General features: G+C 71.6%; 12 protein-coding genes. 4 read left to right on the top strand and 8 right to left on the bottom strand.

The window, feature by feature from the left end; all coding sequences use genetic code 11:
- Window positions 1-60: 60 nt before the first annotated feature.
- The gene (locus C6C15_RS01855; RefSeq protein ID WP_105949139.1) at window positions 61-1,317 is read right to left on the bottom strand and encodes a hypothetical protein; all 1,257 of its coding nucleotides are present in this window, start codon (window positions 1,315-1,317) and stop codon (window positions 61-63) included.
- A 214-nt stretch (window positions 1,318-1,531) separates the two neighbouring features.
- On the opposite strand from C6C15_RS01855, the gene C6C15_RS01850 reads away from it, so the two are divergent.
- From C6C15_RS01850 to C6C15_RS01840, 3 genes are all read left to right on the top strand, one after another.
- Entirely contained in the window at window positions 1,532-2,428 is an 897-nt protein-coding gene (locus C6C15_RS01850) for an SDR family oxidoreductase (protein ID WP_105949138.1), read from the top strand.
- 181 nt (window positions 2,429-2,609) lie between these two features.
- Window positions 2,610-4,271: a glycoside hydrolase family 13 protein gene (locus C6C15_RS01845; RefSeq protein ID WP_105949137.1), complete on the top strand. Its 1,662-nt coding sequence runs from the start codon at window positions 2,610-2,612 to the stop codon at window positions 4,269-4,271.
- Window positions 4,272-4,340: 69 nt separating this feature from the next.
- Complete coding sequence (locus C6C15_RS01840) at window positions 4,341-5,348, top strand: LacI family DNA-binding transcriptional regulator (protein WP_105949136.1); 1,008 nt, start codon at window positions 4,341-4,343, stop codon at window positions 5,346-5,348.
- 104 nt (window positions 5,349-5,452) lie between these two features.
- Here C6C15_RS01840 and C6C15_RS01835 read toward each other — a convergent pair whose 3' ends face one another.
- On the bottom strand, window positions 5,453-7,087 hold the full coding sequence (locus tag C6C15_RS01835; RefSeq protein ID WP_105949135.1) for an FAD-dependent oxidoreductase: 1,635 nt from the start codon (window positions 7,085-7,087) through the stop codon (window positions 5,453-5,455).
- A gap of 254 nt (window positions 7,088-7,341) precedes the next feature.
- Between C6C15_RS01835 and C6C15_RS01830 the strand changes: the two genes are divergently transcribed.
- Window positions 7,342-7,608, top strand: coding sequence for a metal-sensitive transcriptional regulator (locus tag C6C15_RS01830; RefSeq protein ID WP_105949134.1), 267 nt, complete (start codon window positions 7,342-7,344; stop codon window positions 7,606-7,608).
- A gap of 98 nt (window positions 7,609-7,706) precedes the next feature.
- On the opposite strand, the gene C6C15_RS01825 is transcribed toward C6C15_RS01830, so the two are convergent.
- The 6 genes from C6C15_RS01825 to C6C15_RS01800 form a co-directional block, all read right to left on the bottom strand.
- Complete coding sequence (locus C6C15_RS01825) at window positions 7,707-8,333, bottom strand: superoxide dismutase (protein WP_025103993.1); 627 nt, start codon at window positions 8,331-8,333, stop codon at window positions 7,707-7,709.
- 22 nt (window positions 8,334-8,355) lie between these two features.
- Window positions 8,356-8,892 carry a flavin reductase family protein gene (locus tag C6C15_RS01820; RefSeq protein WP_174521465.1) on the bottom strand — a complete coding sequence of 179 codons (537 nt, stop codon included), beginning with the start codon at window positions 8,890-8,892 and terminating at the stop codon, window positions 8,356-8,358.
- Window positions 8,889-10,238 carry an FAD-dependent oxidoreductase gene (locus C6C15_RS01815; RefSeq protein ID WP_199787681.1) on the bottom strand — a complete coding sequence of 450 codons (1,350 nt, stop codon included), beginning with the start codon at window positions 10,236-10,238 and terminating at the stop codon, window positions 8,889-8,891. Before C6C15_RS01815 ends, C6C15_RS01820 begins: the two co-directional genes overlap by 4 nt.
- Window positions 10,235-10,561 (bottom strand): ferredoxin, encoded by a 327-nt coding sequence (fdxA, locus tag C6C15_RS01810; RefSeq protein ID WP_025103996.1) that lies wholly within the window; start codon window positions 10,559-10,561, stop codon window positions 10,235-10,237. The genes C6C15_RS01815 and fdxA overlap by 4 nt, the downstream gene beginning before the upstream one ends.
- Window positions 10,562-10,716: 155 nt before the next feature.
- Entirely contained in the window at window positions 10,717-12,969 is a 2,253-nt protein-coding gene (locus C6C15_RS01805) for a glycoside hydrolase family 3 N-terminal domain-containing protein (protein WP_105949133.1), read from the bottom strand.
- On the bottom strand, window positions 12,969-14,117 hold the full coding sequence (locus C6C15_RS01800) for an ABC transporter permease (RefSeq protein ID WP_105949132.1): 1,149 nt from the start codon (window positions 14,115-14,117) through the stop codon (window positions 12,969-12,971). The genes C6C15_RS01805 and C6C15_RS01800 overlap by 1 nt, the downstream gene beginning before the upstream one ends.
- Window position 14,118 lies beyond the last annotated feature (1 nt).

Below are 14,118 nucleotides of genomic sequence, written 5' to 3'. Positions count from 1 at the left end.
CCGTTGTGGGCGGGCGGAACGGGCCGGGGCGACCGTAAGGGGCCGGGTCGACAGGCGAGGTCAGGGGAGACGGAACGGGTTGTCGCCGACGGCCGCGAGCAGGTACCAGGCCGTCGTGCCGGTGTGCAGGCTCGCGTAGTAGAGGTCGCCGAACCCGGAGTCGAGTCCGTCCGTCGAGGTCGCCACGATGCCCTTGCCGTCGCCGTTGGGTGCGTCGCGCTGCACCAGCCGGATGTCGGCCAGCAGCTCCTCCGCGCGCTTCTGGTCGCCGGCGGCTCCTCGCTCCTGCAGCGCGAGGGCGAGGTGCCCGCTGCCCTCGAACCAGACCTTCGACACGTCCACGTCACTGATCGACGGGCCCCGGTACGGTCCGTCCTGGGCCACGAGGTGCGCGAGCGTCCAGTCCACGGCCGAGCCGTATCGGGCGTCCCCGGTGCCGAGCAGGCTCCACGTCTGCGCGTCGAGCGGGATGGGACGGGTGTTGATCGTGCTGCCGTCGAGCAGCGTCCCGGTGTCCACGTGCCCATCGGCGCTCTGCATCGCCGCGACGAATCCGGCCGCCACCGCCGCGCGCTCCGCCCACACCCCGTCGTCCGTGAGCTGGGCGAGCTGCGTGAAGAACCCCGCGATGTCGCTGTTGTGCTCGGTGGATTTCCACTCCAGCGGCACCCCGGCATCGGTCTGCCCGCCGGTGTAACCGTAGGGTGCCCGCGTCATGTCGGCGGTGTTGTCCTGGATCCACTCCGCGATGCGCACCGCGCCGTCGAGATACCGTGCCTCCCCCGTGGCGTGGAAGAGGCGGGCGAGCGCCATGCCCACCCAGGCCTGATTGCCGGTGAAGGTGCCGGGCCCGGTGATCTCCATCCGGCCCTGACGGATGCCGTGCGGCTCGTACGAGGTGCGGACGCGGCCGTCGCCGACGGGGTCGTTCTCCTGCACGAAGAGGAGGGTGTCCGCGACGACCCGCGCGCGGCGCAGGTCCTCCGGCAGGCCGCGGGCCGTGTAGGCGATCACGACGAGGGCGTCGTCGTACACGAAGGAGGGGGTGAAGTCCCACGACGGCGTGGTGAAGAACCCGCCCTCGTAGCTGCGCGGCAGGCAGCGGCCCTCGCCGTCGCAGAACTCGTCGACCCGCGCGTCGAGGAACTCGTACGCGAGCGCGACCGAAGCCGCGGGGTCGTTCACCGGGTCGGCCGGGGGCTGCGCGCGGGCACCGAACGCGTCGGACACGGCGGGGGCGGCGCCGACGAGCACGGCGCCGACGACGAGCGCGGCCACGACCGCCCAGGGCGCGGATCGGCGGGCGGAAGCGGACATCACGACCTCTCGACGGCAGGACCCCCGGGGGACATGCCGCGAGCGACACGGGGGATGCTCGTCACCCTGTCATGACAAGAGGCACCAGGGGAAGTGTCTTTCGGCCACATGCGCGTGTACCAAAGCGACCGGATGCGTGCAAGGCGTTTGCCGCACCCGGAGCACGGCGCGCACGATGGTCATCCCGTCCCCGACCTCCCGGAAAGGACACCCCATGTCCCGCGACCAGTACACCTTCACCAACCCGGTCGAGCTCTACGCCGACATCCAGCCGCAGAAGCAGCACATGCGCGAGCCCGGTCTCGACGCCGACCTCACTCCGAAGGCCGACCTCGGCGAGGAGTCGTACCGCGGCACCGGACGGCTGACCGGGCGCAAGGCACTCATCACCGGCGGCGACTCGGGCATCGGCGCGGCCACCGCGATCGCGTTCGCCCGCGAGGGCGCCGATGTCGCGATCTCCTACCTCCCGGAAGAGGAGGAGGACGCGAGCCGCATCGCCGGCATCCTCCGCGACGCGGGAGCGACCGTCGCCACGATCCCCGGCGACCTGCGCGACCCGGAGTACTGCCGCACCCTGGTGGCCGAGGCCGTCGCGGCGCTCGGCGGACTCGACATCCTCGTCAACAACGGCGGCAAGCAGGTCTTCCAGGAGTCCCTCACCGATGTGACCGACGAGCAGTTCGACGACACGTTCAAGACCAACGTGTACGCGATGTTCTGGATCACGAAGGCCGCCCTGCCGCACCTCCCCGCAGGGTCGACGATCATCAACACGACGTCGATCCAGGCCTACTCGCCGTCGGACATCCTCGTCGACTACGCCTCGACGAAGTCGACCATCAACGCGTTCACGAAGGGCCTCGCCCAGCAGCTCGCGCCGAAGGGCATCCGCGTGAACGCCGTGGCTCCGGGACCGATCTGGACCCCGCTGCAGCCGAGCGACGGGCAGCCGCAGGAGAAGATCGCGCAGTTCGGCCAGGACACTCCGCTCGGCCGGATGGGTCAGCCCGCCGAACTCGCCCCCGCCTACGTCTTCCTCGCCTCCCCGGAGTCGAGCTACGTGCTCGGCGAGACCCTGAACGTCAACGGCGGCATGCCCACGCCCTGACCCTCGTCCCCTCATCCCCCGTCGACCCACCCCCTTCCGTTCCTCCCTGCCCGTTCCGGTCGTCCACAAGGGGGTGGGTCGGACGGAAAGGGGTGGGTCGGCGGAGAGGGGGAGAGAGGGCTCCGAACCGTTTCGATACCTGTGGTGGCGGGACTGTAAGCGTTTGCAGTAGCCTGATCGCATGGCACAGCTCGAACAGATCGCAGCCCCCGGTTCCGAGTGGTGGCGCAGCGCCGTCATCTACCAGATCTACCCCCGCTCCTTCGCGGACGCGTCGGGCGACGGCATCGGCGACCTGCCGGGCATCACGAGCCGCCTCGACGCCCTGCAGGAGCTCGGCGTCGACGCGATCTGGCTCAGCCCGTTCATGACGAGCCCGCAGCGCGACGCCGGCTACGACGTGGCCGACTACCGCGACGTCGACCCGTTGTTCGGCACGCTGGCCGACTTCGACGAGATGCTGGCATCCGCCCACGCCCGCGGCATCCGGGTGATCGTCGACCTCGTCCCCAACCACTCCTCCGACCAGCACCCGTGGTTCCAGGAGGCGCTCAAGGCGGCGCCCGGCAGCCCGGAGCGCGCGCGCTACATCTTCCGCGACGGCCGCGGCGAGAACGGCGAGCTGCCCCCGAACAACTGGGAGTCGGTGTTCGGCGGCGGCATGTGGCAGCGCGTCACGGAGGCCGACGGCACCCCCGGCCAGTGGTACCTGCACATCTTCGACGCGACGCAGCCGGACTTCGACTGGAACAACGAGGAGGTGCAGGAGGAGTTCCGCTCGATCCTGCGCTTCTGGCTCGACCGCGGCGTCGACGGCTTCCGGGTCGACGTCGCCCACGGCATGATCAAGACCGAAGGGCTGCCTGATTACACGCCGCCGACCGACGCCGACTCCATGGGCGGCGGCGAGTCGAACGTGCCGTACTGGGGTCAGGACGGCGTGCACGAGATCTACCGGGACTGGCACAAGGTGCTCGCCGAGTACGACGGCGACCGCGCCCTGTGCGGCGAGGCCTGGATGCCGACACTGAAGGAGACCGCGCTCTGGGTGCGTCCGGACGAGATGCACCAGACCTTCAACTTCCCGTACCTGATGACGGCGTGGGACGCGAAGGCGCTCGGCGACGTGATCCGCGAGTCGCTGGACGCGTTCGGCGCGGTCGGCGCCCCCAGCACCTGGGTGCTGTCCAACCACGACGTCGTCCGGCACGCCACGCGCCTGGCCCTCACGATCGACAACCCGCAGGGCGAGGGCATCGGCCCGAACACCCCGGACAAGCCCGACACCGCCATCGGCCTCGCCCGCGCCCGCGCCGCCACCACGCTGATGCTCGCGCTGCCCGGCTCGGCCTACCTGTACCAGGGCGAGGAGCTCGGGCTGCCCGAGGCCATGGAGATCCCGGACGAGTACCGTCAGGACCCGACGTGGTTCCGCACGAACGGCGAGCGCTACGGCCGCGACGGCTGCCGCGTGCCGCTGCCGTGGGAGGCGGAGGCTCCCGCCTTCGGCTTCAACGACACCGGCCTCTCGTGGCTCCCGCAGCCCGCGGACTGGGCGGCCTACGCCCGGGACGTCGAGGAGGTCGACCCGGCGTCGACCCTGGCCCTGTACAAGCGTCTGCTCGCCGGCCGTCGCGAGTTCGGATTCGGCACCGGGTCGCTGGTGTGGGAGGACGCCGGTCCCGATGCCGTCGCCTTCCGTCGCGGCGAGGTGCACGTGCTGGCGAACCTCGGCACGGCTCCGCTCGACTTCCCGGAAGGCGCGGTCGTCTTGCTCCGCAGCCAGCCGTTCGACGGCCCCGAGGTCCCCGTCGACACCGCCGTCTGGTACACCAAGGCCTGACACCCGCTGCGCCCGTGACGCGCTCCACCCGGGGCGTGGCACGGGCGTCTCCGATCCGAAGGACAGACGATGGCGAGCATCGACGAGGTCGCCCGGCTCGCCGGCGTCTCCACCGCGACGGTCTCCCGCGCGCTGAGCGGCCGCGGGCACGTGTCCGAGTCGGCGCGCGAGCGCGTGCAGGCGGCCGCCGCGTCCCTCGGGTACGTGGTGTCCTCCCGCGCCTCGAGCCTGGCGTCGGGGCGCACGCGCAACATCGGGGTCGTCGTGCCGTTCCTCGACCGCTGGTTCTTCAGCACCGTGCTGTCCGGGGTGTCCGCCGCGCTCATGCGCGCCGGGTACGACATCACGCTCTACAACATCACCGCCGACAAGGACGTGCGCCGCCACGTCTTCGACACGTTCCTGCGCCGCCAGCGCGTGGACGCCGTGATCGCCGTGTCCATCGAGCTGGACGAGGACGAGACCCAGCAGCTCCTCGACCTCGGGCTCCCCGTGATCGCGATCGGGGGCCCGAACCCGAAGCTCGACACCCTCACGGTCGACGACGTCGCCGTGGCCCAGCTCGCGACGGAGCACCTGCTCGGGCTCGGACACACGGAGATCGCCCACATCGGCGCGAATCCCGAGTTCGACATCGACTTCCACATCCCCACGAACCGCCGGCTCGGCTTCGAGAGGGCACTGGCGAGGGCCGGCGTCCCCCTGAACCCCGCGTTCCTGGAGCCGGCCGACTTCACGGTCGAGGGCGGCTACCGCGCCGCGAAGCAGCTCCTCGGGCGCCCGGGGCCGCGTCCCACCGCGGTGTTCGCCGCCTCGGACGAGATGGCGATCGGGGCGCTCCTCGCCGCCCGCGACCTCGGCTTCGCGGTGCCGGGCGATCTGTCCATCGTGGGCATCGACGGCCATGAGCTCGGCGATTTCTTCCGCCTCACCACGGTCGACCAGTTCCCGCTCGGGCAGGGCGAGCGGGCGGCCGATGCGGTCCTCGCGAAGCTCACCGACCCGGAAGCCGTGCGCCCGCCCGCCGCCCTTCCGTACGAGCTCAACGTCCGCGGCACGACCGCCCGGCTCATCTGAGCCGGGCGGCGTTCACAACTCAGGAGTACGGCGCGCGGAGACCGCGGTTCCGGCCCTGACGGGCGCAGGTGCGCCGGTTCTCCTGAGTTGTGAACGCGTCGAGCTCAGGAGCCTGCGGTCGCGTCCCGCCAGGTGCGGTAGCCGCCGTCGAGATTGCGCACCTCGCGCCCGTGCTGCCGCAGCAGCCGGGTGGCGATGTGCCCCCGCAGGCCGACCTGGCAGTGCACCACGAGGGGGCCGTCCGGCAGTTCGTCGAGACGGTCGCGCAACTCGTCCAGCGGGATGTTCCGCGCGCCGGGGATGGCGCCGTTCGCATGCTCGGCCGCGGAGCGGACGTCGATGAGGGTCGATCCCGCCTGCAGGGCGTCGTCGAGCTCGTGCCACTGGACGGTCGGCGTGGTGCCGTTGCGGGTGTTCTCGGCCACATAGCCGAGGATGTTCACGGCGTCCTTCGCGGAGCCGAACTGCGGAGCGTACGCGAGCTCCAGGTGCGCGAGACCGGAGGCGGTGACGCCCGCCTGCAGCGCCGTCGCGATGACGTCGATCCGCTTGTCCACGCCGTCACGACCCACGATCTGCACCCCGAGGATGCGGTCGGTGGCGGGGTCGGCGAGGAGCTTCATCGACAGGGTCTCCGCGCCCGGGTAGTAGCCGGCGTGCGACGCCGGGTGCACGTGCACGGCGAAGAACTCGCGGCCCGCGGCACGGAGCTGCTTCTCGCTCCAGCCGGTCTTCGCGGCGGCGAGGCCGAACACCTGCACGATGCCGGTGCCGAGGGCGGGGCGCGCCGACGCCTCCCGACCCGCGATGACGTCGGCCACCATGCGGCCGTGGCGGTTGGCGAGACCGGCCATGGTCACCAGCGCCGCACCGCCGCCGATGAGGTCGGCCTTCTCGACGCCGTCGCCGACCGCGAAGACGTCCGGGGCACTGGTGCGGCAGGCCTCGTCGACCGCGATGCCGCCGGTCTCGCCAAGACGGATCCCGGCGGCGCGGGCGAGTCCGACCTCGGGCACGACCCCGGAGGCATCGACGAGGAACTCCGCAGCGAGGGTGGCACCGTCGCTCAGGGTCACGGAATCCGCGGCCGTGGCCACGACCTCGACGCCGAGTCGCACGTCAACTCCGCGGCGCCGGACCTCGGCCGCCAGGGGGGAGGCCATCTCCGGATCCAGCGGGGCGAGCAGCTGGGCACCGCGTTGCACCAGGGTGACCGCGGCGCCTCGGGCGACGAGGTTCTCCACCGCTTCGAGCCCCGTGTATCCGCCGCCCACCACGACCACCGGCAGCCCGGGGCGGAGGGCTGCGTCGATCGCATCGGCATCGGCCACGGTCCGCAGGCTCCGCGCGGGGAGGGCTCCGGTCGGCTCGTCGCCGCGGGGCCGGGCACCGGTGGCGAGCACGAGGCGGTCGTACGGGTGGGCGCTCCGACGGCCGCTGTCGAGATCGACGACCTCGACCCTCTTGCGCGCGGTGTCGATGCCGACGACGTCGTGACGGACGCGGACGTCGAGCCGGAAGCGGCGGTGCAGCGACTCCGGGGTCTGCAGCAGGAGGGCGTCGCGCTCCTCGATCACGCCGCCCACGTAGTAGGGCAGGCCGCAGTTGGCGTAGGAGACCTCGGGCCCGCGCTCGAAGACGACGATCTGCGCGGACTCATCGAGCCGCCGGAGCCGGGTCGCCGCCGACATGCCGCCGGCGACGCCACCGACGATGACGACGCGGAGCGGCGCGCTCATCGGCCGAACAACCGGGACAGGAGACCGCCCTTGGCCTCGTCCTTCGGGTGGCCCGTACACCAGTCCGACGCCGGCACGGTGCGGCGGACGGCATCGACGTGCTGGCCGCACCCCGCCCAGGTGGTCTTCCCGCAGGTACGGCAACGGACTGCTCGACACATGTGTTCTCTCCTCACTCGATACCCCGGTGGGTATGCAGACACTATACCCCCGGGGGTATAGTGGAGCGCACAGCCGGCCTTCAGGGAGAGACCATGACCACCGTCGACACCGACACGCAGCGCAAGATCGCCAACCGCCTCAAGCGCGCACAGGGACAGCTCGGCGCCGTGATCACCGCGGTCGAGAGCGGCGGCGACTGCCGGGCCGTCGTCACGCAGCTGGCCGCCGTGACCTCCGCGTTGGACAAGGCCGGGTTCCAGATCATCGCCTCCGCCATGAAGACCTGCCTGGAGGACCCCGCGCAGGACGACGCCGTCCCGCTCCCCGACCTGGAGAAGCTCTTCCTCACCCTCGCCTGAACGCGACCCGGCCCCTTGCGGCCACCCCGGCCCGTTGCGGACGATCGCAACGGGCCGGGGCGCACGCAAGGGGCCGGGTCGGCGAGGGTGGGGTGCGGTCAGGGGACGAGGAGACCCGCGGTCGCGGTGCGCGCCGTCTCGAAGCGGCGCTGCACGTCGGGCCAGTTCACGAGGTTCCAGAACGCCTTGACGTAGTCCGCCCGCACGTTGAGGTAGTCGAGGTAGTAGGCGTGCTCCCACACGTCGAGCTGCAGCAGCGGGATGACGCCGAGCGGCGCGTTCCCCTGCTGGTCGAAGAGCTGGAAGATCACGGGGCGAGCGCCCACCGAGTCCCAGGCCAGCACGGCCCAGCCGGAGCCCTGCACGCCGAGGGCCGTCGCGGTGAAGTGCGCGCGGAAGCCGTCGATCGACCCGAACGAGTCCGCGAGAGCCGCCGAGAGCTCGCCCTCCGGAGCCCCGCCGCCCTCGGGCGAGAGGTTCTGCCAGAACACGGAGTGGTTGATGTGGCCGCCGAGGTTGAACGCGAGGTCCTTCTCGAGCTTGTTCACCGCTCCGAGGTCGCCGCTGTCGCGGGCCGCCGCGAGCTGCTCCAGCGCCGTGTTCGCGCCGGTCACGTAGGCCTGGTGGTGCTTGGAGTGGTGCAGCTCCATGATCTTGCCGGAGATGTGCGGCTCCAGCGCCGAGTAGTCGTAGGGCAGCTCGGGGAGCGTGTACGGAGTGGACATGGTGGTTCCTTTCGTGACGGGGTCAGAGGGCGGTGTCGTGGGACAGGGCGTGGAATCGGCGGTCGATGTAGACGAGCGGGCGGGCGGGGCGGCCGGTGAGCACCTCGAGCACCTCGGCGATCACCACGGTCGACGAGCCGACGGGCACGGTCTGGATCGCCCGGCAGCGCAGGGCCACACGGGCCTCGGCCAGGTGCGGCTCGCCGGTCGGCAGCGTCGTCCAGCCCTGCTCGGGCGTGAAGCGCTCGGAACCGCTCACCGCGAAGCTCTGGGCGAGCGCGGAGTGCTCGTCGTCGATGAGGTGCACGACGAAGGTCTCGGCGCCGAGGATGGCCCCGGCGCTTCCGGTCGCCCTGGTCACCGAGAACACGATCGCCGCCGGGTCGACCGCGACCGACGACACGCTCGACGCCGTGAGGCCGACGGGGCCGTCCGGACCCTGCGCCGTGATGATGGCGACACCGGCGGGATGGGTGCGGAACGCCGCCTTGAGTCCCTCCCCGACCGGCGTGGGCACCGGAGCGGCGGGGTGCGGGGTGGTGTGCGGGTCGGGGGTCATCGGGTGCTCTCCTCGAGAGGGATGGGGGTGGGGGTCGCGTGGGCGCGCATGGCCGCGCGGTCGACGAGCTTCGTGCGCTCCCGGCCGCGGACGGCTCCGGCGCGGCGCTCGGCCTCGTCGATGCGCAACCAACCCTCCCAGTCCACCACGCCGGGGAGGTCCAGGGGCGGGTCCCGGTCGATGCGGGCGGACGGCGTCGCGGCGAGGTCCTCCACGAGATGCTGCACGGTCTGCGCGGCGTCGGACTTGGTCGAGCCGATGAGCCCGATCGGCCCGCGCTTGATCCAGCCGGTCGCGTAGAGGCCCGGGACGGGCGTGCCGTCGGCATCGAGCACCCGTCCCTCCGCGTTCGGAACGATGCCCCGCGCCGCGTCGAACGGCACGCCGGGCACGGGCGAGGAGAGGTAGCCGATCGCCCGGTAGACGGCGCCGACCTCGTACCGCACGAGCTCGCCGGTGCCGATCATGCGGCCGAGCGGATCGGAGGCCGTGCGCTCGAACTCGATGCCCTCCACACGGTCCGTGCCGAGGACGCGGACGGGTCGATGCCGGAAGTGCAGGTGGATGCGCCGGGAGGCTTCGGTGGACGGACGCTGCGCCCATTCCGTGAGGGTGCGCACGATGATGCGGCGCTGCGAGAACTGCTCCAGCATGCGGGCGGCGTGGTCGTCGAGCTCGAGGTCGGCGGGATCGACGATCACCTCCACGTCGTGCTGCTCCCCGAGCTCGCGCAGCTCCAGAGCGGAGAAACGCACATCGGCCGGACCGCGACGGGCGAACAGGTGCACGTCGCGGACCCGGCTCGCGGCGAGCGCGTCGAGGATGTGGTCGGGGGTGTCGGTCGACTCCAGCGCCGCGGCGTGCTTCGCGAGGATGCGCGTGACGTCGAGGGCGACGTTGCCCGCCCCGAGCACGGCCACGGCCTCCGCCTCCAGGCCCCAGCCCCGCGCGACGTCGGGGTGCGCGTCGTACCAGGCCACGAAATCCGCGGCGCCGAACGATCCGGGAAGGTCGGCTCCCGGCACGTCGAACGCCACGTCACGGTCGGCTCCGGTCGCGATCACGACGCCGTCGCACGCCCGGCGGAGCTCGTCGACCGTCACATCGACGCCGACCTCGACGTTGGCGCGCAGCCCGATGCCGGGCTGGAGGAGCACGTCGTGCAGCGCATCGATGATCTTGCGGATGCGCGGGTGGTCGGGGGCGACGCCGTAGCGGACGAGCCCGTACGGAGCGGGGAGCTTCTCGTACAGGTCGATGGCCGCCTCCGGCACCTGCGCCCGGAGGAGGTCGGCGGCGTAGATGCCTGCGGGTCCCGCGCCGACGATCGCGATGCGCGGGGTCACTCGTGCACCTCCTGCGGCGGGAGCGCGGCGATGAGGGGGTGGTCGTGCCGGATGAGTCCGGTGCGGGCGGCGCCGCCGGGCGAGCCGATCTCGTCGAAGAACTCGACGTTGGCCTTGTAGTAGTCCTGCCACTCGTCTGGGAGGTCGTCCTCGTAGTAGATCGCCTCGACGGGGCACACCGGCTCGCACGCTCCGCAGTCCACGCACTCATCCGGGTGGATGTAGAGCGACCGCTCCCCCTCATAGATGCAGTCGACCGGGCATTCGTCGATGCAGGCCTTGTCCTTGAGATCGACGCATGGCAGTGCGATCACGTACGTCATCGCGACTTCTTCTCTGTCCCACTCACGCCCTCCACCGTAAAACCTCAAGCGCACTTGAGGTCAAATCGAGGCCGAGACCCCGCTTCCGCGCCGAGACCCCGCCTCCGCTGCGCGGACACGACGGGGTCTCGGCGGGGAAGCGGGGTCTCGGCGAATCAGGACGGGGAGATCTCGAAGGAGGCGGGGAGGAGGTGCTCCTCGCGGGAGCTGGGGCCGACGAGGAGGGTGAAGGCGCCCGGCTCCACGGTCCGGACTCCGGCGGCGGTCACGATCGTGCAGTCGGCGACGGGGACCTCGATCCGCACGCGCGTGCTCTCCCCCGGCGCGAGGTCGACCTGCCGGAAGGCCTTGAGCTCGCGGTCGGTCCAGCTCACGCTCGTCACCTCGTCCCGCACGTACGCCTGCACGGTCTCGCGGACGGGCCGGTCCCCCGTGTTCGTCACGGTCACGTGCCCCACCACGGTGTCGCCGAGGCGCAGCTCCGTCTGCTCCAGCTCCAGCTCCGCGTACGCCACGGTCGTGTACGACCGGCCCTCGCCGAAGGCCCACGCCGGCGCCTGGGTGAGGTCGGCGTAGCGGTCGCCGTGCTGACCGCGGATCTGGTTGTAGTAGGTCGGCTGCTGCCCGACGTGCCGCGCGAACGAGATCGGCAGCCGTCCCGAGGGCTCCACGGCACCCGTGACGATGTCGGCGAGCGCCCGCCCGCCCTGCATGCCCGGGTTGGCGGCCCAGACCACCGCCGCCGCCCGCTGCACCGAGGGCGGGAGCACGAGGGGCTTGGACGCCAGCAGCACCACGACGACGGGCTTCCCGGTCTCGATGAGGGCGTCGAGCAGGGCGTTCTGGCCGCCGATGAGCTCCAGCGTGGCCGTGGACCGCCCCTCGCCCACGAGCTCGATGCGATCGCCGACCACCGCGACCACGACGTCGGCGGCCTCGGCGGCGGCCACCGCCTCCGCGATGAGCGCAGGATCCGGCGGGCACGGCTGCACCACGGGAGGACGCGGCTGGTTGTCCGGGAAATGCGTGCCGCGGGGGTCGTCGGCGAGCGTGAGGATGTCGGCGCCGTGCGCATGCGTGACCGTCCACGCGTCCACTGCACGGAGGCCGTCGAGCACGGTCGTGATCATCTCGCGGGGCTGTCCGTCGAGCCAGCCCGCCTGGCCCGAACCGCCGGCCCAGTCGCCGAGCTGCGTCTGCGCGTCGTCCGCGAGCGGCCCGGTCACCGCCACCCGCAGGGGTGCCGCGGCATCCAGCGGCAGCACGCCGTCGTTCTCGAGCAGCACGAGGGAACGGCGCGCGATCTCGAGGTTGAGGTCCGCGTGCGCGGCGCTGCCGACCACGGCGGACACGTCGTCGCGGGGCAGCCGCGGGTCTTCGAAGAGTCCGAGCTCGAACTTCAGCGTGAGGATGCGGGAGACCGCGTCGTCGAAGGCGTCCTCCGGCAGCAGCCCCCGGGCGACCGCGTCCAGCGCCCCCTCGAAGAATCCTGGCGTGGTCATCACCATGTCGTTCCCGGCGCGCACGGCCGCGGCCGCGGCATGGGTGAGGTCGGGCTGCACCTGCTGCTCCCACACCATCCGGCCCACGTTGTCCCAGTCGGTGATGAGCGTGCCGGTGTAGCCCCACTCGCCGCGGAGCACGTCGCTGAGCAGCCACTCGTTCAGCGTGATCGGCACCCCGTCGGTCGTCTGGTAGCCGAGCATGAACGTCCGGCAGCCCTCGCGGGCGACCCGCTCGAACGGCGGCAGGAACCAGGAGCGCAGCTTGCGCGGGGAGATGTCCGCCTCGCTGGCGTCGCGGCCGCCCTGCGTCTCCGAGTAGCCGGCGAAGTGCTTGGCCGTCGCGAGGATCGCGGTCGGGTCGTCGAGGCCGTCGCCCTGATAGCCGCGCACCATGGCCGAAGCCAGCTCCCCGATGAGGAACGGGTCCTCGCCGAACGTCTCCCCGACCCGCCCCCAGCGCAGGTCGCGGGCGATGCACAGCACCGGCGAGAACGTCCAGTGGATGCCGGTCACGGCGACCTCCTCGGCCGTCGCCCGCGCCACGCGCTCGACGAGCGCCGGGTCCCAGGACGCCGCCATGCCGAGCTGCGTGGGGTAGATCGTGCCTCCGGGCCAGAACGAGTGGCCGTGGATGCAGTCCTCGCCCACGAGCAGCGGGATGCCGAGCCGGGTCTGCGCGACCAGGGCGGCGGCCCGCCGCAGACGCTCGTCCGAGGCGTGCAGGATCGATCCCGCGTGCCGCCGGAGGACGTGGTCGTCGATGTCGTCGCGGGCGTCGAGCTGGAGCATCTGCCCGACCTTCTCGTCCACCGTCATCCGGCTGAGGAGGTCGGCCACGCGTTCGCGGATCGAGAGAGCGGGGTCCTGGTACGGGAGCTGCGTGGTCAGAGTCTGAGAGGTCATCACTTCGTGTTCTGGTTCGTGTGCGGTGTCGCGGTGTTCGTGGGGTCGGTGGCGCCGGAAGCGGCAGGCGAGGTCGCCGACGATACGGGATCGGGGCTCTTCTCCGGCAGGGGCACGCTGCGGACGACCGTGACGGCGTCGTTCACGTTCAGCCCCTTCTTCTTCATCGCCCTGGCCCGCTCACCGGCCGAGCGCAGTCGCGGGTTGACGTACTCGTCGATGCCGAAGTTGATGAGCGAGAGCGCGACGCCGATGATCGCGATGCACAGCCCTGCCGGCACGTACCACCACCACAGCCGCGGGAAGGCGCCGTTCTGCTGCGCCCAGAACAGGATCGTCCCCCAGTTGAGGTTGCTGACCGGGATCACGCCGATGAAGGCCAGGGTCGTGAGGCCGAGGATGGCCGCGGTCACGGTGCCGACGAAGCTCGACGCGATGAGCGCCATGAGGTTCGGGAGCATCTCGACCGTGATGATGCGGCGCAGCGGCTCGCCGTTCGCTCGGGCGGCCTGGATGAAGTCGCGGTTGCGCAGCGACATGGTCTGCGCTCGGAGCACGCGGGCGCCCCACGCCCACCCGGTGATCCCGAGCACCGCGGCGATCACGATCAGCGGTGGGTTCTCGAACTGCGAGGCGATGATGATGATCAGCGGGATGCCGGGGATCACCAGGAACACGTTGGTCAGCGCCGACAGCGACTCGCTCTTCCAGCCGCGCACGTAGCCGGCGATCACACCGATCGTGATCGCGATGATCGTGGCGATGAACGCCGCGAGGAAGCCGACGACGATCACGCCGCGGGTGCCGTAGATGATCTGGCTCAGCACGTCTTCGCCCATGTGCGTCGTGCCCAGCCAGTGCTCCCAGGAGGGCGGCTGACGCAGCGCCGTGCGGTCCTTCTGGGTCGGCCCGTACGGGGCGATCCACGGGGCGAAGATCGCGATGAGCACGAACGCACCGAGGATGAGGAGCCCGGCGATCGACTTGGGGTTGCGGAACATCGCGAACGCCTGCGCGAGCTGCGACCAGAAGGTCGTGCGCGGCGGCGCTCCCGCCGGCGGGGTGCGCAGCGTGGCGGTCTCGGGCATGCCGGAGACGACGGCCGATCCGTCCGGCGCCGTGTTCGCTGCGGTGGTGGGAACGGTCATG

Source organism: Microbacterium sp. str. 'China' (assembly GCF_002993305.1).
In the GTDB taxonomy this organism is placed as follows: domain Bacteria; phylum Actinomycetota; class Actinomycetes; order Actinomycetales; family Microbacteriaceae; genus Microbacterium; species Microbacterium paraoxydans.
Note: the sequence above shows the minus strand (reverse complement) of the source record. Positions and strands in the feature narration are given on the sequence as shown.

Excerpts from the sequence above, each read along its gene's own strand:
- C6C15_RS01855 (WP_105949139.1), bottom strand. The coding sequence starts at position 1,317 with ATGTCCGCTTCCGCCCGCCGATCCGCGCCCTGGGCGGTCGTGGCCGCG.
- C6C15_RS01850 (WP_105949138.1), top strand. The coding sequence starts at position 1,532 with ATGTCCCGCGACCAGTACACCTTCACCAACCCGGTCGAGCTCTACGCC.
- C6C15_RS01845 (WP_105949137.1), top strand. The coding sequence starts at position 2,610 with ATGGCACAGCTCGAACAGATCGCAGCCCCCGGTTCCGAGTGGTGGCGC.
- C6C15_RS01840 (WP_105949136.1), top strand. The coding sequence starts at position 4,341 with ATGGCGAGCATCGACGAGGTCGCCCGGCTCGCCGGCGTCTCCACCGCG.
- C6C15_RS01835 (WP_105949135.1), bottom strand. The coding sequence starts at position 7,087 with ATGAGCGCGCCGCTCCGCGTCGTCATCGTCGGTGGCGTCGCCGGCGGC.
- C6C15_RS01830 (WP_105949134.1), top strand. The coding sequence starts at position 7,342 with ATGACCACCGTCGACACCGACACGCAGCGCAAGATCGCCAACCGCCTC.
- C6C15_RS01825 (WP_025103993.1), bottom strand. The coding sequence starts at position 8,333 with ATGTCCACTCCGTACACGCTCCCCGAGCTGCCCTACGACTACTCGGCG.
- C6C15_RS01820 (WP_174521465.1), bottom strand. The coding sequence starts at position 8,892 with ATGACCCCCGACCCGCACACCACCCCGCACCCCGCCGCTCCGGTGCCC.
- fdxA (WP_025103996.1), bottom strand. The coding sequence starts at position 10,561 with ATGACGTACGTGATCGCACTGCCATGCGTCGATCTCAAGGACAAGGCC.
- C6C15_RS01805 (WP_105949133.1), bottom strand. The coding sequence starts at position 12,969 with ATGACCTCTCAGACTCTGACCACGCAGCTCCCGTACCAGGACCCCGCT.
- C6C15_RS01800 (WP_105949132.1), bottom strand. The coding sequence starts at position 14,117 with ATGACCGTTCCCACCACCGCAGCGAACACGGCGCCGGACGGATCGGCC.